The organism is Cloacibacillus evryensis DSM 19522 (assembly GCF_000585335.1).
Taxonomy (GTDB): Bacteria; Synergistota; Synergistia; order Synergistales; family Synergistaceae; genus Cloacibacillus; species Cloacibacillus evryensis.
This window is the reverse complement of the sequence record NZ_KK073872.1, coordinates 512493-531626: the sequence shown is the minus strand read 5'-3', so window position 1 is coordinate 531626 and position 19134 is coordinate 512493. Positions and strand designations below refer to the sequence as shown.

15 protein-coding genes, 3 tRNA genes, 1 pseudogene and 2 riboswitches are annotated in these 19134 nt (G+C 54.9%); of the genes and pseudogenes, 9 read left to right on the top strand and 10 right to left on the bottom strand.

Annotation, left to right across the window (positions count from 1 at the left end; all coding sequences use genetic code 11):
• Entirely contained in the window at window positions 1-228 is a 228-nt protein-coding gene (locus CLOEV_RS02235) for a hypothetical protein (protein ID WP_034441661.1), read from the top strand.
• On the opposite strand, the gene CLOEV_RS02230 is transcribed toward CLOEV_RS02235, so the two are convergent.
• The 3 genes from CLOEV_RS02230 to CLOEV_RS02220 all read right to left on the bottom strand — a co-directional run bounded on the left by CLOEV_RS02230 (window position 225) and on the right by CLOEV_RS02220 (window position 1879).
• Window positions 225-1481, bottom strand: coding sequence for a tyrosine-type recombinase/integrase (locus tag CLOEV_RS02230; RefSeq protein WP_051484828.1), 1257 nt, complete (start codon window positions 1479-1481; stop codon window positions 225-227). The genes CLOEV_RS02235 and CLOEV_RS02230 overlap by 4 nt on opposite strands.
• Window positions 1482-1674: 193 nt before the next feature.
• A tRNA-Thr gene (locus tag CLOEV_RS02225) sits at window positions 1675-1750 on the bottom strand.
• A gap of 43 nt (window positions 1751-1793) precedes the next feature.
• Window positions 1794-1879: transfer RNA gene (locus CLOEV_RS02220), tRNA-Tyr, on the bottom strand.
• Window positions 1880-2148: 269 nt separating this feature from the next.
• Here CLOEV_RS02220 and CLOEV_RS02215 point away from each other — a divergent pair.
• A pseudogene (locus tag CLOEV_RS02215) lies at window positions 2149-3108 on the top strand (ISAs1 family transposase); the annotation flags it as partial.
• A 333-nt stretch (window positions 3109-3441) separates the two neighbouring features.
• Complete coding sequence (locus CLOEV_RS02210; RefSeq protein ID WP_034441654.1) at window positions 3442-4521, top strand: hypothetical protein; 1080 nt, start codon at window positions 3442-3444, stop codon at window positions 4519-4521.
• A gap of 54 nt (window positions 4522-4575) precedes the next feature.
• Here the strand turns inward: CLOEV_RS02210 and CLOEV_RS02205 are convergent.
• The 3 genes from CLOEV_RS02205 to CLOEV_RS02195 form a co-directional block, all read right to left on the bottom strand.
• A tRNA-Tyr gene (locus CLOEV_RS02205) sits at window positions 4576-4661 on the bottom strand.
• A 105-nt stretch (window positions 4662-4766) separates the two neighbouring features.
• Window positions 4767-5762, bottom strand: coding sequence for a carbamate kinase (gene arcC, locus CLOEV_RS02200; protein ID WP_008709156.1), 996 nt, complete (start codon window positions 5760-5762; stop codon window positions 4767-4769).
• 189 nt (window positions 5763-5951) lie between these two features.
• On the bottom strand, window positions 5952-6893 hold the full coding sequence (locus CLOEV_RS02195; RefSeq protein ID WP_008709155.1) for an AEC family transporter: 942 nt from the start codon (window positions 6891-6893) through the stop codon (window positions 5952-5954).
• Window positions 6894-6977: 84 nt separating this feature from the next.
• On the opposite strand from CLOEV_RS02195, the gene CLOEV_RS02190 reads away from it, so the two are divergent.
• From CLOEV_RS02190 to CLOEV_RS02175, 4 genes are all read left to right on the top strand, one after another.
• Window positions 6978-7838 (top strand): ComEC/Rec2 family competence protein, encoded by an 861-nt coding sequence (locus CLOEV_RS02190; protein WP_051484826.1) that lies wholly within the window; start codon window positions 6978-6980, stop codon window positions 7836-7838.
• On the top strand, window positions 7835-8059 hold the full coding sequence (locus tag CLOEV_RS02185) for a hypothetical protein (protein ID WP_034441651.1): 225 nt from the start codon (window positions 7835-7837) through the stop codon (window positions 8057-8059). Before CLOEV_RS02190 ends, CLOEV_RS02185 begins: the two co-directional genes overlap by 4 nt.
• 79 nt (window positions 8060-8138) lie before the next feature.
• Window positions 8139-8645 carry a xanthine phosphoribosyltransferase gene (gene gpt / locus CLOEV_RS02180; protein WP_008709149.1) on the top strand — a complete coding sequence of 169 codons (507 nt, stop codon included), beginning with the start codon at window positions 8139-8141 and terminating at the stop codon, window positions 8643-8645.
• Between the two features lie 462 nt (window positions 8646-9107).
• Window positions 9108-10742, top strand: a complete 1635-nt coding sequence (locus tag CLOEV_RS02175) for a sensor domain-containing diguanylate cyclase (protein ID WP_169732178.1) — start codon at window positions 9108-9110, stop codon at window positions 10740-10742.
• Window positions 10743-10812: 70 nt separating this feature from the next.
• Here the strand turns inward: CLOEV_RS02175 and CLOEV_RS02170 are convergent, their stop codons facing one another.
• The 3 genes from CLOEV_RS02170 to CLOEV_RS02160 all read right to left on the bottom strand — a co-directional run bounded on the left by CLOEV_RS02170 (window position 10813) and on the right by CLOEV_RS02160 (window position 15458).
• Complete coding sequence (locus tag CLOEV_RS02170; protein ID WP_008709143.1) at window positions 10813-11247, bottom strand: cupin domain-containing protein; 435 nt, start codon at window positions 11245-11247, stop codon at window positions 10813-10815.
• Window positions 11248-11364: 117 nt separating this feature from the next.
• A complete protein-coding gene (locus tag CLOEV_RS02165; RefSeq protein ID WP_051484825.1) occupies window positions 11365-14211 on the bottom strand; it encodes a molybdopterin-dependent aldehyde oxidoreductase in 2847 nt (948 codons plus the stop codon).
• Window positions 14212-14339: 128 nt separating this feature from the next.
• Window positions 14340-14494: riboswitch (molybdenum cofactor riboswitch) on the bottom strand.
• 268 nt (window positions 14495-14762) lie between these two features.
• The gene (locus CLOEV_RS02160) at window positions 14763-15458 is read right to left on the bottom strand and encodes a response regulator transcription factor (RefSeq protein WP_008709140.1); all 696 of its coding nucleotides are present in this window, start codon (window positions 15456-15458) and stop codon (window positions 14763-14765) included.
• Between the two features lie 78 nt (window positions 15459-15536).
• Window positions 15537-15660, bottom strand: a riboswitch (molybdenum cofactor riboswitch).
• A 242-nt stretch (window positions 15661-15902) separates the two neighbouring features.
• Between CLOEV_RS02160 and CLOEV_RS02155 the strand changes: the two genes are divergently transcribed.
• Together CLOEV_RS02155 and CLOEV_RS02150 are read left to right on the top strand one after the other, a co-directional pair.
• Window positions 15903-16646, top strand: coding sequence for an IclR family transcriptional regulator (locus CLOEV_RS02155; RefSeq protein ID WP_008709138.1), 744 nt, complete (start codon window positions 15903-15905; stop codon window positions 16644-16646).
• A gap of 101 nt (window positions 16647-16747) precedes the next feature.
• Entirely contained in the window at window positions 16748-17503 is a 756-nt protein-coding gene (locus tag CLOEV_RS02150; protein WP_034441646.1) for a class I SAM-dependent methyltransferase, read from the top strand.
• Window positions 17504-17673: 170 nt separating this feature from the next.
• Here CLOEV_RS02150 and gnd read toward each other — a convergent pair whose 3' ends face one another.
• Entirely contained in the window at window positions 17674-19125 is a 1452-nt protein-coding gene (gene gnd, locus CLOEV_RS02145) for a decarboxylating NADP(+)-dependent phosphogluconate dehydrogenase (protein ID WP_034441637.1), read from the bottom strand.
• Window positions 19126-19134 lie beyond the last annotated feature (9 nt).

The window sequence follows — 19134 nt, the reverse complement described above, 5'->3', positions numbered from 1 at the left end:
ATGTCTAAATTCATCGAATACAAAACCGAATACTACGACAAAGAGCAGGCGGCCGCAGCCTTTCCAGAAATACAATCTCCGAAGCCTGGCTACTATGTCTCTCATCCTCGTAAAAAAGTAATGGGGCCATACGAAAACAGGGAAAGGGCCATTCGCTACATATCAAGTGAGATATACCATGACGTAGAGCTTGAAAAACTTGCGGAAGAACAAAAAAAGGGAGGCTAATCTCCTCCCTTCTGTTCCCTCTCTTTTTTCTTCTTCTCCGCCCTCTTCCTGGCGGCCTCGGCCTCGCCGATCACAAAATCCTCCCACCACTGCTTCATCCGCTTACGCTCCTCAAGATACTCGGCGGCGTTATACGTCTCGCGCACCTTATTCCCGTCCACGTGCGCAAGCTGCCGTTCGATGGCGTCTGGCGACCACAGCAGAGAATCATTCAACATCGTTGATGCGGTATGCCGAAAACCGTGTGCGCTGACATCTTCCTGTTCATATCCCATCGCCCGCATCGCGACATTAAGCGCCATGTCGCTCAGAGGCACAGAACCTGTACCACTTCGTGGAGACGGGAAAACATACCGGCCATGTCCTGTTAAGGGGTGCAGCGCCTTCAGGAGCGCCAGAGAATGACTTCCCAGCGGGACCATATGGGGTCGTTTCATCTTCATCTTCTCCGCTGAGACAGACCACATATTTGTATCAAAATCGAACTCGCTCCACTCGGCATGTCGCAGCTCGCCCGGGCGTGGAAAATTCAACACCAAAAACCGCAAGGCAGCCTTTATGATCTCTGATCCCGTACATGATTCTATGGCGACATAAAACTCGCCTAAAAGAGACTTATCCTGAATGCTCGAAAAATGCCTCACCGTAGGCGACATCAACGCGCCGCGCAAAGAATAAGTTGGATCATCCGTCCTCTTCTGCCAAATAATCCCATAACGAAAAATCTGACTACAAATACCGACAAGCCTATGCTCGGTCTCCACCAATCCGCGAGCCTCCAGCGCCTTGCACATACCCAGCAGATCGAGGGGAGACACCTCGGAAAAGCGGATTTTCCCGATTGAAGGCAGAATATACTTTCGCAGGCGCCACTCAGTTTTATGTTTATACCTGTCTGAAAGATTCTCAGACAACCGCATGTCGAGCCATTCAAGTGCAACCGCCTCAAACGTATCCTTGGCGGCTTCCTCGGCAGCCTTAACCGCGGCGCGCTCTTCCGCCCACTTTTCGGCGGGATCTCCGCCGTCGGCAATAATCCGCCTGGCGATATCCCGGCGGTCACGCGCCTCCTTCAGCGAGAAGAGCGGATAATCACCAAAAGTAAGAATCCGTTCCCTCCCGGCAATCCAGTACCGCATCCGCCATACCTTCTTACCCGAAGGACGGACCTCCAAATAAAGCCCCGCTTCATCCTTAAGTCGGTAAACCTTGCTCTCGGCCTTCGCATTCCTTGCCTGCAGCTCTGTAAGCATATCAGCACTCCCTGTCCGATCACCTTCAAAATCCTTATACGGTGCCTAAAATCTTATACGGTGATTTATCCGGTGTAAAGAGGCGCTGTTACATGACACAAAAGACAGATAAGACAAAAAGCATACATAAAAACAACAAACGCCCCCGCAAAAGCGGGGGCATCTATACTTTTGGAACACATATTACAAAAAATGGAGCCGACTCCCGGACTCGAACCGGGGACCCCATCCTTACCATGGATGTGCTCTACCTACTGAGCTAAGTCGGCATCGGTCAAACTTAAATGCGGTAAGGGCATTTTTACATAAAAATGGTGGTAGGAGTTGGATTTGAACCAACGTAGGCTCTCGCCGACAGATTTACAGTCTGTTGCCTTTGACCACTCGGCCATCCTACCACTCAATACTACAGCCGCACGAAGCGGCATTACGAAAAGATATTCTACATGATATCGCACATTTGTCAAGGCACCTGAAGCCTTTGTCAGGGCAAACGCATCAAAATATATTTGCCCTACACACTATATTGTCGAAAGATCAAAAGTTGGTTTTAATATGATATATTAGTTCTATTTAAAGCATTGGACTGAGAAAAATTAATACTATCATAACAAAACACTTTGAAAGTATTGAAGCTCCGCGTGTAACATGAAGGACTCGCCATAAACTTATAGACATTATCACGATCGTGCTTTGCGCTGTCATATCCGGCGCCGACACGTTTAACGGCATTGAGCTCTTTGCCAAATGTAAGGCTCCATTCTTTGAGTCGTTTCTTGAACTGCCGGGCGGGATACCGTCACATGATACATTGAACCGAGTAATTTCGTCTCTTGATACGCAGCAGTTTTCTGAGTGCTTTGCAAAATGGATAAGAAAGCTCAGCCTAAAAGGCGTAATTGCAATCGATGGAAAAACAGAACGCCGGTCTTTTAATAATCTAGATAAAAGAGATTGTATCCATATGGTCAGCGCCTGGTGTTCAGATCTGGGAATAGTATTAGGCCAGACAGTGACAGACCAAAAATCAAACGAAATCACTGCTATCCCTGAACTTCTTAATATTTTAGATATCCAGGGATGCACCGTTACGATAGACGCTATGGGGTGTCAGACAGAGATTGCCCAGAAAATATTTGATAAAAAAGGCAATTACCTCTTTTCTTTAAAAGGTAACCAAGGCAATACGTTGGATACTGTGGAGCACCTGTTTAAATGGGAAGAGAAAAACGGCTATGAAAGCGTTCAGTCAACAAACGGTACAACTGTCGAGAAGGATCATGGAAGGATAGAGACAAGAAAAGTCACAGTCATAACGGACCTTGAATCCCTCGATCTGCCGTCTCTAGATAAATGGCCGAGCCTGCGGAGCGTAGTTAAGGTCGATTCTACAAGGGAAACCGCTGAGCAGCGCACTTTTGAATCGCGATATTATATTACATCGATATCAGGCACAGCGAAGAAAATAGGCTCTCAAATCCGCTCCCACTGGGGAATTGAAAACAGTCTGCACTGGGTGCTGGACATGGTTTTTAACGAAGACCAATTGAGGAACCGCGCAAAAAAACAGCGCAGCAAACATGACAGTCATACGACATATGGCGCTCAACCTTATAAAGCAGGATAAAAATACCAAGGTGAGTATACGCGTCCGAAGGCTTAAGGCCGGTTGGGATGATGCCTATCTGCTGAGTTTATTGCAGAATATTTGATGCGTCTGCCCTGAAGCCTTTGTGTTGTTGTTCTGTAATAAAACCGCCCCATAAGCGGTCTGAGATAATGTCGCTATGAGGCATAGATTTTAGCGAACTGACAGGCAAAAAAACGGATCGTTTTGGGAATTTGGGATTGAAATTACGTTTGCTCCGGGGCTACGGCGGTGTTAATATCTACTGAATATTTAATTTGAAAGAGTTCGTCTTCGTCCGGCAGGCAGGGGACTCGGAAAGGATTTGTTTCCATGCGTGAGCTTCCAAAACGCCAATATAATATAGTATCGGGGATGCTTGATTTATGGGAGGAGAGCGGTGAGCTCGATGCGGAGACGGCGGAAAAGCTTCGGGAGAACATCGCTCCCATGCCGTTTGACTGGCAGCGTGCGGCGCGTTACCTCTTGGCGGCGGCGCTCTGCTGTATTTTTGTAGGGGCCGCGGCGCTTACGAGGTCCAGATGGGCGCTGGAGCTCATGCTCTGGCTCTTCGGAGGCAGGGCGATCGTAAGATGCGTATTTTTCGCGGTGGTTGCCGCCGCTCTCTACATATGGGCAGGTAAACGCAGGGTGAAATTTCCGGAAAAGGCCTTTACAAACGAGGCGGTGCTTTTCCTTGGCGTTCTTTCGACGGCCGCCTCTATCGCATGGCTCGGCAAAACGCTGGACAATGGCGGCGGCCACTTTTCGCTTCTCCTGGGTCTCGCGGCGCTCACCTACGGAGTTATCGCGCTCACGCTGGATTCCATCCTGATATGGATATTCGCGCTCTTCTCGCTCGGCAGCTGGCTCGGAGCCGAAACCGGCTACGTTTCGGGATGGGGAGCCTACTGGCTCGGACTTAATTACCCGGCCCGTTTTTCGCTTTATGGAGCCTTTCTCACAGCTCTTTCCCGGCAAATGGGAAGGTATGGGCGATTTGCGCCGTTCCGGCGCGGCACGCTCAGCGTCGGGCTGTTATTCCTCTTTGTGAGCCTGTGGATCATGTCGATCTTCGGCAACTACGGCGATATAAATGTTTGGCATAAGGTGCGCCAGGCAGAGCTCTTTCACTGGTCCGTAATCTTCGCCGCGGCCGCCGGCATTTCTCTGTGGCTGGGGATCAGGCGCGACGACGCGATGCTTCGCGGCTACGGGCTGACTTTTTTAGGGATAAACCTCTACACTCGTTTTTTTGAGACCTTCTGGAACAGCATGGATAAGGGGCTTTTCTTCCTCATTTTGGGAGGCAGCCTCTGGCTTCTCGGCTCGAAGGCCGAAAAAATATGGGATATCAAGAAATACAGAGAACTGCCTGAAGAAAAAGACGAGAGGCCAAATGATGAATCATAGGGCTTAGACATAAAAACAGACCGCCCTCGCGGGCGGCCTTACTTTTTTAAGAGATGGTGGTAGGAGTTGGATTTGAACCAACGTAGGCTCTCGCCGACAGATTTACAGTCTGTTGCCTTTGACCACTCGGCCATCCTACCACTAAAACAGATGGGCCGCTCAACACAGCACCACGGGAAAATATTCTACAGGATATTGCGCTTTTGTCAACCCGCGCGCCGTTTTTCTCGCGGGACGACGGGATACTATGCCATTGTGATTATGGTGCCGGCTCCGTTTTCAAGCGCGTCGATGGCCTTCGCGAGCGAGGTGATGATCGCTTTCTTGCCGGGGAAGCGGCGGGCGAATTTTATCGCCGCCATTACCTTCGGCTCCATGCTTCCGGAACCGAACTGCCCCTCTTCCATGTACTGGATCGCCTCGGCTACGGTGATGTGCGAAAGTGCCTTTTGATCGGGCTTGCCAAAGTTGACATAGACGTTCTCGACTTCGGTGAGGATGAGAAGGATGTCCGTTTCCATGTCCTCCGCGAGTCGCTCCGCCGCGAGATCTTTGTCTATGACCGCCGCGACGCCTGAAAGCGAACCGTCCATGTTCTCTATCACGGGGATGCCCCCGCCGCCGGCCGTAATGACGATCGTTGAATCCCAGAGGCGCTTGACGGAGTCAAGTTCGACTATCCGCTTCGGCTTCGGAGAGGGGACGACGCGGCGCCAGCCGCGGCCGGAGTCCTCTTTCATAGTCCAGCCCTTCTCTTTGGCCACTTTTTCGGCCTCTTCCGCGCTGTAGAAGCGTCCGATCGGCTTCGTCGGTTTTTCAAAGGCGGGATCGCTCTCGTCGACGATGACCTGCGTGACGAGCGTCACAACGGGAACGTTGCGGTTCCTGTTGCGGAGCGCGTCGCGGAGGCTCTGCTGTATCTGATAGCCTATATAGCCCTCGGTCATCGCCCCGCAGCAGTCGAAGGGTATCGCCGGGAGCTGGTCGGGCTGGGAGGCCGCCGCAATTTCCTGTTGGAGCACAAGACGGCCGACCTGCGGTCCGTTTCCGTGGACGACAGCCATCTCATAACCGTTGCAGCTGATATCTGCGAGGTTGTCACAGGTCTTTTTGACGACCTTGAGCTGTTCCTCCGCCGTCGGCGGGGTGCCGGCCTCCATTAAAGCGTTGCCGCCAAGGGCGATCACTACTTTCGTTGCTTTTGAGGGATTGTCGTTCGTGGCTATTGGATGCGGAATCATTGTTATCTGGCACTCCTTCATATTAAAAATTTTTAGGATGGATAAATAATTTTTTGTCTCTATATTATAAACCCAAACCACCAAAAAGTTCAATATGCTAATTTTATCAGGGAGAGTTTTTCGGCAATTTTGCGCCGCCCCGGCATATTACCGATATCTCGTCTAAACTTATTAGAAACTATAGGTTTACTACACCATACCAAGGATGTATGCCCAGGCCGGTATCGAGATGATCCCGAGCAGCGTAGTCGCGGCGACCAGGTCGGCGGCGTACTCGCTGTCCATCCCCATGCCGCGCGCCAGGATGAAGCAGTTCACGGCGTTCGGCATCGCGCTGAGCATTACCGTAACGTTAAAAAGGTCCTTGGGTATAGGGAAAAGCAGCAGCACCGCATACATTATAGCCGGATTCACCGCCAGCTTGATCAGAGTGTCAAACCAAGTACGGCTGAGTATCTTTACGATTTTGCCCATGCGCGAGAGGTCGAGAGAACCGCCAAGAGCCAGCAGCGCCACCGCCGTCGCCGCGCCGCTCATCAGCTTCATCGCTTCGTCGAAGACGAAATGGATCGGGAAGCCGGAGGCCGCGGCGATAACGCCGAGGACGCAGGAGATTATCAGCGGGTTCAGGACAAGTTTCCTGAGCATGTCCAGAATGCCGCGTGCGCTCGGACGGCCGTAGAGCACAGCCTCTCCCGCGGCGATGGAGAGAAGCTGGAATGAGACTGTCGTCACGGCCACATATATGGAGGCCTCGTGAAGCCCAGCCTCCCCCATGGCCAGCTGGATGACGGGAAAACCGAGATATATGTTGTTGCTGCGGAACGAGGAAAAAACGGAGACAGCCGTGCGTCTGACGTCCCCCTTGTGGGCAAAGGCGCGAGAGCCCGCGTAGGCGGCGATTATCGTGATAATGTAACAGAGGGTGCTCGCGATAAGAAGATTGGGCTGCCTCAAAACCTCCGTGCCGGCTATATAGGTGGTCCGAAAGAGCAGGGGGGGCAATATGACCCAGTACAGGGTCTTCATCAGGGCGGAGATGTCGTTTGCGGAATAAAAACCGCGGGCACGCAGCTGATTTCCGGTTATAATTATAATGACGAGGGGCAGTACAAGAAAAAATCCGAACATTCGGCTCTCCCTTTCAGTCTCAACTAAGCAATTATTATAGACCATATCGTTTTATTTTGACGTAACTCGAAAGGCGGCACAAAATTGAAAAACAAAACAAAAATCCTCCCGCAAGTATTGCTTACGATGCTCCTGCTGGCATACGCGCTGTTCTCCGTCGTTCCCGCGGCCGGCGCGGCGCCGCCGCTGCGCTATTACGCCGTCGACGTCGGGCAGGGGGATTGTTCGCTCTTTATACTGCCGAACGGACAGACCATAGTGATAGACGCCGGGCCGGAGAAAAACGCGAAGAAGACCGTGCGCTATCTCAAATCCTGCGGCGTAAAAAAGGTGGACCTGCTGGTCGCTACGCACCCGCACGAGGATCACATCGGCGGCATGAGGGAGCTGCTTTCCGCATTTCCGGTAGAAAAGATATGGGATTCGGGGTACAACCACGGATCGCGCATACAGCGTGACTTCTACCGGGCCATAAAGGAGGGGAAGATCGCCTTCGGACGCCCCAAACGCGGATTTTCGGATAAGTTCGGCGATGTCGAGGTGAAGGTGCTGGCCCCAGTGAAACAGCTGAAAAACACAAACAGCGACGCCAACAACAACGGTCTGGTCCTCCTCGTCACATACGGGGACATCTCTTTTCTCATGACAGGCGACATGGAACGGGAAGAGCGCGCGACGATAGCGCCGCTTCCGCGGGCGGTCGTCCTCAAGGCGGCACATCACGGCAGCCGCAACGGGACGGACAAGAGGACGCTCCGCGAGGTCTCGCCTGAAATAATAGTCCTCAGTTACGCGAAGGGCAACAGCTACGGACACCCGCACAAAGAGGTGGTCCGCGCGATAAGGGAGGCCGGCGTGCGCCGCTTCGACACCGCTGACGGCGCCGTCAAGCTGCGCACAGACGGCAAAAGCATCACGTTTGAGAGAAAGAGGGCGGTCAAATGAGAGATGGGACAAAAAATGGCATCTTCTTCATCGACGCGATAGAAGGCAACACCGCGCGGTTGCTGCCAGAGAAGGGCGGCGCCGTTGAATTTCCCGCGTCGCTGCTGCCGGCGGGAGCGCGCGAGGGCCGCCGCGTCGAGATCTCCGCGAAATTATTGTGTGACTCGGGGGACCGCGCGGAGATCGATTCCCTGCTCGGAGAGCTCGGGGACGATCCCTGATGGATAATAGACAAGCGCGGGCTCTGTTAGTACAATAAAAAAGGCTTTTATCCGAACTATCACGAAAAGGGGAATATAAATGGCTGAAACCGCCTCGAGATATCATAAGAATTATCCCGTATCATGGGAACAGGTGCAGAGAGACTGCCGCGCCCTGGCCTGGAAGCTGCTCGACATCCGCAGCGACTGGAGCCGTCTGATAACGGTGGCGCGCGGCGGGCTGGTGCCGGCTGCGATCATCGCGAGAGAGCTGAACATCCGCCTCGTAGACACCGTCTGCATCTCGAGCTACACGATGCGCGACCAGACAGCCGCCGATATACTGAAACGCCCGGATCTCGTGGGAGTCGACGAGAAATGGCTGATAATCGACGACCTTGTGGACACCGGCAAGACGGCGAGGATCGTCCGCGGCATGTTCGGCCCCGCGCACTTCGCCACCGTTTACGCGAAACCGGAGGGACGCCCCCTGGTCGACACCTTCGTCACGGAGGTCAGCCAGGACACATGGGTGCTCTTCCCTTGGGACACCGCGCCGACGACGGCCTTCATTCCCCCGATAGCGGATATGAATCTGGAAAAGTAACGAAACGATCCCCCGACAAAAACAGACCGCCGCTTTCGCAGAGATCAAAGGGCGGCGGCATTAAGATCCAATCAGCGTCCGCCATGTGCCGCAGGCCGGGCGCTGTTTTCTTTCAGACGCCGCCTTTGACATTTTGATAGATTATGGCAGCGAAAATATCCGTTCAACATTTAAGGTGATATAATCTTGAAACCAGATTTAGCAACATTTACATAAAGCCTTTTTTACAAGCATAAAAGTCATTTCAAAGCCGCCATTATGACGAAAGGAGTCGGATCAGCCATTGCTATGAGTTGCCGCCACCTGCGAGAGGACCTGTTCCTAAAAATTTATGTCCGGCGCGGCCGTCTGCTCGTCATCGCCCTCGTTTTTTTCATTTTATTTGCCGCGGGCGTCGCCGCGCTGGAGTTTCTATGTCTGACGGATTCTGACGGAAACCTTCTATTATGGAAGGATCGGCTTTTGTGTTACAGATCTTACGCATTGGTCTGTATGACGGCAACTGTGGCGCTGATGCTCCTGTACGTCGCCGCCATGGAGAAAATGGCGTCCGGCGCGGAGCCGCGCCGCGGCGATAAATATGGCGAAAAGCCGCACGCCGGGCGGCGGGACGCGTTTCGGGCGGACAAGTACAAAGAGGCGCTCTCCAGCCTTTATGACCGTTGTTATGAATTTGACCTTACGCACAACAGGATCATCGCCGGAGGCGAGCATTTTCAGGGATACGGCTTTGCCGCGAACGACCAGCGTCAGACTATCCTGGACTTTTGTCAAAACCACGTCCACCCCGACGACAGGGAGCTCTATCTGCGGTTCGCGCTGCCGGAGAACAACAGAGACGATTTTGAGCACGGCGTCACCGGGGCGAACATCGAATACAGGACGCTGACGCCGGACGGCGCCTCTTATCGCTGGAAATCGGCCGTCAATAACGTCTTTACGGACCCGGACGACCTTTCGCTGCGCTCCCTGTGGTTCATAAGCGACATCACTGACGAACGCGAAAAAAACGAGCGTCTGTCGATGATGGCGGAAAGGGACTCTCTCACGGGACTCTACAATAAAACGCGCATCCGGGAGATGGTGGAAAAGGAGATAGAATCGCTGGGCAAAACAGACTCGCCGGCTGCCATGATCATGGTGGATCTCGACAACTTTAAAAATGTGAACGATCTCATGGGACACCTCTTCGGCGACGCCGTGCTCGTCTCGGTGGCGCAGACGCTGCGCGGGATATTCACGGGGGATTCTCTTTTAGGGCGGGCCGGCGGCGACGAATTCGTCGTCTTCCTGCCGGGCGCGGACGCAAACGCGGCGCAAAGGATGGCGGAGGAGGCCTGCCTGGCGTTAAGCTCCCTGCACAGAAATTACTTCGGCATGCTGCAGTTTTCCGCAAGCATAGGGGTCGCCCTCTTCCCGCAGCAGGGTAAAAATTTCCTGGATCTTTACAATAAAGCCGATATCGCGCTTTATCATTCCAAAAACAGCGGCAAGGCGCGCTGTCAGCTTTATAAGGAATCGATGGGACTCTCTTTTGCGCAGATGGGGACAGAGGCTCAGGACGGAAGCGACACGACCGACCTCTTCGCGAAGGACCCGGCGCGTCACATTCTCCGCATCCTCTATAACGCGAAAGACACGGAATTGGCTGTGTGCGGCATTATTGAGCTGATAGTGCGCCGCTTCAATTTTTCCCGCGGCTACATTTTCAGAAATTCCGACGACGGCAGGCATTTTTCCGAAATATATGAATTCTGCAACGACGGTGTGGCGGCGACGAAGGAGATGTTTCAGAACAGAAGCTACGAAGACGAGCGCCCCGATTACCGGAAACACTTCAACGACGACGGCATCTTTTGGATGGAGATAGAGAGCGTCGACGCGGAGCTGTTTGAAACATTCGACAACCAGAATATACACACGCTGGTCCAGACGGCGGTAATGGATAACGGGGATTTTATCGGTTTTCTCGGCTTCGACTGCTGCGATCCGTCGCGGGTATTCAGCAAAGAAGAGAAAACCGTCATCGAGATCACGGGGCAGGTCATCGCCTCGTTCATCGTTCGCAATTTCCTCTACGGCGGACGCCGTCAATAGCGGGGAGCGCCGGAATCTCTCACTCGGCGCGCTCCGCTCATCATACAAATTTCCTTAGCTCTCTAAATATTTAGGCTTTGCCTTCGCAGGCCTTGCGCTGGGCCCGCTCCTCGCGCATCGAGAACTTCTTCGCGTGCGGGTCGCCGCGGGTCGGCACGATGCAGAAAAACTCAAGCGGCACGTCTGCGTCGTTTTTATATTCATGGACGAGGCCGCCGGGAACGCGCGTCCAATAGCCCGTCTTCATGAGGTAAGGGACCCTTTTGCCCGGTTCCTCCTCGACCTCGACGACGCCGTCGCCGGAGAGCGTAAACATCAGGTGATCCCACTCATGCTCGTGCGCGGGGATGCCTTTATGCGCCGGCAGGATGAAATGGCGCATGACGTAATCGCCCCAACAGTTCTCCGGGCCGTATATCGTCCTCTTCTCTATCTCCGGTGCGAGCGCGGAGGCGTTCTGCAGCGGCAGGTCGTATATCGAACCATAGTTTTTCTCTTCGCTCATTACGTATCCCCCCAAATCATAGGTTGCTTCTATGTGACAGTCTATCATAAACCGGCAAGGGCCGGCATGAAAAAATCCCATGCCGGCCCTTTAGATTTTATCGCGCCTGCGCGCCTGTTACTTCTTTGTCTCCTCGAGGGCCGCCTTGATTCTCGCCGGGATCGCCGGGATCGTCTTTACGCGCGCTCCGCAGGCCGCATAGATCGCGTTGCCTACGGCGGCGTGCGGGCCGGAAAGCGGCATTTCGCCCGTTCCGGAAGCTCCGAACGGCCCGAGCGGCCGCGGCACTTCCGACTGTATCAGAGTGAGATCGTCAGTGATGTCCTTGATGTACGGGAAGCCCATCGTCACAAAGTTGTTATACTTCGACTCGTCAAGGAAATCTTCCGTAAGCGCGAGCCCGATGCCCTGCGCGATGCCGCCGTACTGCTGGCCGTCGACAACAAGATAGTTGTTGATGACGCCGACGTCGCCGCAGAGGACAAACTTCTCGCAATGCGCTTTGAAGGTATTCATATCGACGGAGACCATCGCGAGGTTGACCGCGAACATATGGAAGGCGAAGGGCTTGCCTATGCCGGTATCCTTGTCGTTGCCGCCGCAGCTCTCGACGGAGCCGTCCTTGTGAAGGACCTGGGCCTGCGATTTGCCTTCGTAGAAGGTCGGGATATTCTCCGCGACCATTTCGTCGTACGTGCGGTACGTGCCGTCCGGCTTGCGCATCGCGTCAAGGAGTTTTTTGCAGCTGTCGACGATCGCGTTGCCGGTCATCGTCTGCGAACGGCTCGCCGCGGCGGCGCCGCTGTTCGGGCAGCGCGCGGTGTCGTTCATAAAGAGCCTTATCTGCTCGGGGGCGATGCCGAGAGGCTTCAGCGCCTCATGCGCAGTGCCCACGGTGCCGATATCCGCGCCCTGTCCGTGGTCCTCCCACGTGTTATAGATCATGACGCTTCCGTCTTTGAGCAGCTCGATGTTGCTGGCGGATTCGTCCGCTCCGTCGTCGTTCGCGTTGTAGATGCTGACCGAAATGCCGACGCCGTATTTCTTTTCAGGCGTTGAAAGCTCTTTGGCCTTTTTCTTCATCTCTTCATAGACGGGACGCGCCTTCTTCATCATTTCCGGCAGCGGGAAGACTTCCGGCGCGTGTCCGGAGGGGAAATGGCCGCGGGGGTTCTCCGTGAACGGCTCCCACTCGAGAAGGTTCTGCTCGCGGAAATCGAACGGGTCCATGCCGCATTCGTATGCGAGCATATCCATCGCGGTCTCGGCGCCCCAATATATCTGCGGCGAACCGTAGGCGCGGAAGGCCGAGCTCCAGCGATGGTTGGTCCAGATCGTATATGCCGTCACGCGCATATTGTCGTACGCATAGGGTGAGAAGAAGAACTGCCCGCTCTTGTTTGTAAGGTCGTTCGCGGACTCGCTGCACGGGCCGTGGTCGATCCAGCACGTCCCATCGACGCCGATGAGTTTGCCTTTTTCGTCCGCCGCGGCTCTGATATGCATAAAGGAGGGCGAGCGCTTCGGTGTGCGCTGGTTGTGCTCTTTCATATTGACGCGCATATATACGGGACGCCCCGTCGCCATCAGGGCGAGGGCAAGATACTGCTCATTGGTGACCGTAGTCTTGTAGCCGAAAGAGGCTCCCATATTGTTCTCAATAATGCGGATCTTCGACGGCGGCAGGCCGATACCTCTGGCAAGCTTGACTATCGCGAAGTAGATGGCGCAGGATTTGGAATGGATCGTCACGCGCCCTTCGTCGTCGTAATACGCATATCCGCAGTCGGCCTCGAGAACCATGTGGGGCTGGCGCGAGCTGTAGAATTCATCGTCAACTTTATGCGGCGCGTTCGCGATAATATCGCTCGGATCATCGCCCTTTGCGAAGCAGCGCTTGTTCCACGCGTTCGGCATACCGTCGATGCCGGGGCAGTCGTCAAAGACGCTGACCGCGTCGGCCTTGATCGCCTCGCGGACGTCGACGAGTTCGGGAAGCTGCTCATAGTCGACCTTGATCTTCTGCGCAGCCGCGCGCGCGTGCTTTTCGTTGTCGGCGACTACGACGGCGACAATATCGCCCCACTGGCGGATCTTGTCCCCCTCCTCGACCATGATGCGGCGCTCCCAGCCGTCGACAACGGCGGAGTCACAGCCGATCTGGCCGCGCAGGCGGTTCGTGCCCTTGACGTCCTTATAGGTGCAGACCTTCACGACGCCTTCGCACTTCTCGGCTTCGCTCACGTCGATCTTGTTGACCTTCGCGTGGCGCACGCCCTCAAGGGCGTAGGGATAAGCGAAGAGGAACTCCTCCGGCAGCTTCAGGCGGTCGTCGTCGCCGAAATCCCAAAGACCTGTCGCCTTGAACACCGCGTTCGGACGCGGATAGCTCGAATTCCAGACCTTGTCGCCCGGCTTGTACATCTTCGCGAGATCCTCGATCTTCTCTTCACCGCGCAGGATCGCGGCGGCCTTCATCACCGCGTCGACTATCTGCTTGTAGCCGGTGCAGCGGCAGGCCATCCAGTTCTTGCCGAACCAGTCGCGTACCTCTTCGCGCGTCGGGTTCGGGTTCTGGTCAAGGAGCGCCTTTCCGCAGGTAATGAAGCCCGGTGTGCAGAAACCGCACTGGATCGCGCCGCAGACTATCATCGCCCACTGCAGGGCGTGAAGATTGTCGGGGGTGCCTATCCCTTCGATCGTCGTGATCTCCGAAAACTCGGGGACGTTCTTCCAGCGCGTGATACAGGCGCGGACCACCTTGCCGTTGAGTATGACGTTGCAGACGCCGCACTGGCCGCAGTCGCAGCCGCGCTTCGTCCCCGTCATCTTGAGCTGTTCGCGGAGGACTGTAAGCAGCGTTACGTCCGGCTTGCCCATCACACGGCGCGGAACTCCGTTGATAGTGAGTTTCTTGATGACATAGCTCGCCGCGAGTTGTGCCTCTGTCATTTCCTTTGCCATTGAAAATCTCCTCTCTCGAAATAAATTTTTCCATATCCCACGCATCGGGAACTTCGGAAATAAATTAAAAAACCTTGACTGCGTTTTCATTGGAAAGAAAGAGAGTATGATATGCCCGCCTGCCGACGAAACGATCGAGACTTACCCCTTTCCAATTCGGACACTTTGCGCATCCCGGGAGGCTTCGCGGTTTTCCGCAAAAACCCTTGGAGCCCTTCGGCTCACTGGTCCCACCTCCATGGCATCACGCGTTAGGAGATGAAACTCGGGGTTGCAACTAAGTTGCAACAATTGTCTAAACTTTCTATTCAAATTATACAAAAGTACAGAATAATGAGCAATATTTAGGTAGGATATGAGATGTTATGCGCTATTTTGATTAGTTTATGTTTAGTAAATTTTTTACGAAGGTCAGTTGCATAAAGTTCAAAATAAACTTTTGCCTCACAAAAGTACAGGGAGGCATCTTCCGCCGTTCAAAAAAAAGATAATGAAAGAGAGCCGCCTCTCCCCCATTATCTTTGCTATACGTGCGCCGGGCGGATCCAGCCCTAAAGCAGCGCCATACGGTAACGTTTTTCCGGGCGGCCTACGCGGCGGTAGGCATATTCGACGACGACGCGCTCGCTCATCGTGAGAAATTCAAGGTAACGGCGCGCGGTCGACCTGGAAATGCCCAGGTGCTCGCCGACCTCCTGCGCCGAGAAGGTGTCTTCATTCGCTTTCAGAAAGGATTCAATGTCGTTGAGACACTTAAGCTGGAGCCCCTTTGGTATCGAACGGTTGTTGGCCCATGAAGGGTCGTGGCTCTTCATCGAGACGAGGGCGTCAAGATCCTCCTGCTGCCAGGGGCGCGTTCTGCCGGTCAAGGAATGATGGTATATCTGGTAATTTTTCAGCGTGGCGCGCAGACGGTCGAAGGAAAATGGTTTGACGAGAAATTCAAAAACTCCCGCGCAGAGCGCCTTGCGGACAAGCTCCGGGTTTTCCCCCGAGGATACGACGATATAGTCGGTGCGTGAAAAGGACTTGCGAAGGTCGTCAAGGCCCTCTATCGCGCTGAAATCCTTCAGAAACAGGTCAAGCAGCACGAGATCGACATCGACGCAGCGCATCGCCTCGAACATCTGGGGCCCCGTCGATACGCATTTCAGCAGCGTAAAGGCGCTGTCATTGATGATGATATCGGAATAAAGTTTTTGAAGAAGCGGATCTGACTCCGCGATCAAGACTTTCAAACTGCGCATTTCAACCACTTCCTCCTCTCTTATCTGTAAGATTTGGTGTTCCGCTGAGGGGGAGGAAAAGGCCATTACACAGGCTGCGCCCGCGATCTCCTTTCCCCTTTCCAGACGGGAGGCACCTTCGTTTCCAAAGACACCCAATGGTCGTGCTCCATTGAGAATTATTTTTCTCTGTAGGAGCTTTGACTCGGGGTATTATTCAGTTTTATTCATTTAAGATTATAACAAAGAGGCTGTTTTCGTCAAGGAGAGACATCTTTCTGAAAGATAACGCCGTCAGGTCTGCCCAGACATATTGGAGCGCCGCCGCAAGCTTTGTGCAGGGCGGTAAAAATACGAAAAAAGTTAAGGCTCCGGTTGCAAAGTTGCCCCATTTCCACTATCATTATATCGCACTATGCAATTTTATTCCATGTATTGGAAATTTGATATATTTTGGAGGCTGCCATGAAGGAAGATTCAGTACGTTCGGTCGAACGCGCCTTTTCCATACTGAAGGCGTTTACAAGAGATGATTACAAGCTCACGCTCAGCGAGCTCGCGGAGAGGATACAGCTGCCCGTGACGACCACGCTGCGCCTGGCGAATACGCTGGAGAACCTCAACATGCTCCACCGCCACAGCGACCGCTGCTATTCGCTCGGCAATCAGCTTTACCTGCTCGGGAGCGTGGCGAAGGCCAATTTCCGCCCGCAGCAGATCATCTACCCTTATATGAAGCAGATACGCGACGAGACGAAGGAGGCCGTTTCACTCTACGGCGTCATCGGCGAAGACCGCGCCTGTTTCGAGCACGTCGAGAGCCTGCTCTCGATGCAGTGCGTAATGCGCGTGGGAGACCGTCTCCCCCTCTGGGCCGGAGCGGGCGGAAGGGCGCTGCTCGCCTTCCTCGGCGAAGAGATCATCGAGCGCGAGATCAAAAAAGCCCACAAGATAACACCGACGACCCTCTTTGAACCGGACAAGCTGCGGATAGAGCTTTCCAACGTCCGCACCCTCGGCTACTCGCTGAGTTACGGAGATCGTGAAGAGGGCATCCTCTCGGTCGCCGTGCCCATCTTCAACCGCCGCGGCGAACTCGCCTTCTCCTTTTCCGTCGCGGGACCGATCCAGCGGTTTACCGAAGAGCAGGCGTTAAATCTCGTTCCCAAGATACAAAAGATGTGCAGAGAGGTCGCAACTCAGATATAATAGAGGCGGTACAGCAAAACACAACTCAGCTTCCGCCGCTCAGCACGCGCGCAACGGCGCGCGGCGTCCGGCGGCGCTCTAAGAAAGAGGTGCCGTCATTTATGACAAATCAAATCTGGAACCCGCAAGAGTACAGGAAGAGCGCGGACTTCGTCTCCAAACTCGGAGAACCGGTAATAGAGCTCCTTGAGCCAAAGGCGGGAGAGAGGATTTTGGACCTCGGCTGCGGAACGGGCATTCTGGCAAAGAGGCTGGCGGACATGGGCTGTTCCGTCGTCGGCACCGACGCGAGCCCGGAGATGGTCTCCGCCGCGAAGGAGCTTGGCCTTGACGTTCTGCTCGCCGATGCGCAGACGCTGAAGATGGATGAAAAATTTGACGCCGTCATGAGCAACGCCGCCATCCACTGGATGCCCGACCAGTACGCCGTCGTGCGCCGCGTCTGGAACCTGCTGAAGCCAGGCGGGCGCTTCGCCGCCGAATGCGGCGGCGAGGGCTGCGTGCGCATCATCCGCGAAGGGATGAAGATCGCCCTCATCAAACGCGGCATAGATTACAAGGCGCGCAATCCGTGGAAATATCCCGAGCTCGGCGCTTTCTCAAAAATCCTTGAAAATCAGGGCTTCCAGGTAAAGTTCATCGCCCGCATCGACCGCCCGACGCCGCTTCCCGCCGGGCTGCGCGGCTGGCTCGAAGTCTTCTCGGCAAGCCATACCGCCGGATTCACAGACGGTGAAAGGGACGCCTTTTACAAAGAGGTCGAAGACTATTGCCGCCCGACGCTCTACGATGAAAAGAAGGGCTGGACCGCCGATTACGTCCGCCTGCGCTTCCTCGCGGTGAAGCCGGAGGAATAATATCCCCTCGAAAGAGGACTGACAAATAAAGCAGGGCCGCGCTCCGCGAATTTCGGGCGCGGCCCTGCTTTCGTCACCATAATGCGGAAACTATGTTCATTAAGCGCAAGGCGAAAGCGTGAACGGCGCCAATCATCGCCGGAAGAGGCGCGCGGCTTCAGCCCCCTTTTTTAGGCGTTGTAGTTCCCCGCGGCCGTCGCGCCGCCCTCGCCGGTCCAGTCCGTGTGAAAAAACTCGCCGCGGGGCCTGTCCGTTCGCTCATAGGTATGGGCGCCAAAGTAGTCACGCTGGGCCTGCAGGAGATTCGCGGGCAGCGCGGCACTCGTGTAGCCGTCGAACCATGAGAGGGCCGAGGTGAAGGCCGGAAGCGGCACGCCGTGCAGAACGCCGGCCGCCGCCGTTCTGCGCCACGATGGGACAAGGTCCTTCACCTTATCCCTGAAGTATGGGGCGAACAACAGGTTGGCGAGCTCAGGCTCGGCCTCAAACGCCTCTTTTATCTTACCGAGGAAGACGCTCCTGATGATACAGCCGCCGCTCCATATCTGCGCGATGCCGCCATAGTTCAGATTCCAGCCGTAGCTTTTCGCCGCCGCGCGCATTAGCATGTAGCCCTGCGCGTAAGAGACAATCTTGGATGCCAGCAGCGCCCGGCGTATATCTTCGATGAAGCTCTCCCGGCAGCCGTCAAACGGCGTCTTTTCCCGTGCAAAGGCCTCCGACGCCTTAACGCGCTCGTCTTTCATCGCGGAGAGGCTGCGCGCGAACACCGCCTCTCCTATGAGCGTGAGAGGAACGCCCTCGTCCAGGGCGGAGACGGCGGTCCACTTGCCAGTGCCTTTCTGCCCGGCCGCGTCAAGTATCCTGCCGACGAGCGGCGCGCCGTCGTTATCTTTGTAGCGGAGAATATTTTTCGTTATCTCTATAAGATAGCTGTCAAGCTCCGTTTTGTTCCAGCTCTCAAAAACGTCGGCGGCCTCTTCCGCGTTCATTCCAAGAAGAACGCGCAGGAGGCTGTACGCCTCGCAGATGAGCTGCATGTCGCCGTATTCTATTCCGTTGTGGACCATCTTCACAAAATGGCCCGCGCCGTTCTCCCCGACCCATTCGCAGCAGGCCTCGCCTCCGGCCTTCGCGGCTATCGCCTGAAAGATCGGCCTGACGAAAGGCCACGCGGCGGGCGAGCCTCCCGGCATCAGAGCGGGACCTTTCAGCGCGCCCTCTTCCCCGCCGCTTACGCCCATGCCGATATACAGCAGGCCATTGCTTTCGACGCCGGCGCATCTCCTGATCGTATCGGTGTAGCGGCTGTTGCCGCCGTCTATGATAATGTCGCCGGGTTCGAGCAGCGGCAGCAGCGATTCCAGCAGCGAGTCGACCGCGGGGCCCGCCTTCACCATCAGCATGATCTTGCGCGGCAGGGAGAGCGTTGATACAAGTTCCGCGAGGGATTTTGTCCCGACAATATTTTTGCCGCCCGCGCGCCTCTTTACGAAACTGTCGACCCTTTCCGCCGTGCGATTGTAAACGGCGACGGTGAATCCCCGCGATTCCATGTTCATAACGAGGTTTTCGCCCATCACGGCGAGGCCGATGAGGCCGATGTCAGCCTTTTTCATCATTCCGCTTCT

Coding starts and splice junctions, on each gene's coding strand:
- CLOEV_RS02155 (WP_008709138.1), top strand. CDS start 15,903: ATGAAGGAAGATTCAGTACGTTCGGTCGAACGCGCCTTTTCCATACTG.
- gnd (WP_034441637.1), bottom strand. CDS start 19,125: ATGATGAAAAAGGCTGACATCGGCCTCATCGGCCTCGCCGTGATGGGC.
- CLOEV_RS02165 (WP_051484825.1), bottom strand. CDS start 14,211: ATGGCAAAGGAAATGACAGAGGCACAACTCGCGGCGAGCTATGTCATC.
- CLOEV_RS02150 (WP_034441646.1), top strand. CDS start 16,748: ATGACAAATCAAATCTGGAACCCGCAAGAGTACAGGAAGAGCGCGGAC.
- CLOEV_RS02160 (WP_008709140.1), bottom strand. CDS start 15,458: ATGCGCAGTTTGAAAGTCTTGATCGCGGAGTCAGATCCGCTTCTTCAA.
- gpt (WP_008709149.1), top strand. CDS start 8,139: ATGGCTGAAACCGCCTCGAGATATCATAAGAATTATCCCGTATCATGG.
- CLOEV_RS02170 (WP_008709143.1), bottom strand. CDS start 11,247: ATGAGCGAAGAGAAAAACTATGGTTCGATATACGACCTGCCGCTGCAG.
- CLOEV_RS02210 (WP_034441654.1), top strand. CDS start 3,442: ATGCGTGAGCTTCCAAAACGCCAATATAATATAGTATCGGGGATGCTT.
- CLOEV_RS02195 (WP_008709155.1), bottom strand. CDS start 6,893: ATGTTCGGATTTTTTCTTGTACTGCCCCTCGTCATTATAATTATAACC.
- CLOEV_RS02235 (WP_034441661.1), top strand. CDS start 1: ATGTCTAAATTCATCGAATACAAAACCGAATACTACGACAAAGAGCAG.
- arcC (WP_008709156.1), bottom strand. CDS start 5,762: ATGATTCCGCATCCAATAGCCACGAACGACAATCCCTCAAAAGCAACG.
- CLOEV_RS02185 (WP_034441651.1), top strand. CDS start 7,835: ATGAGAGATGGGACAAAAAATGGCATCTTCTTCATCGACGCGATAGAA.
- CLOEV_RS02230 (WP_051484828.1), bottom strand. CDS start 1,481: ATGCTTACAGAGCTGCAGGCAAGGAATGCGAAGGCCGAGAGCAAGGTT.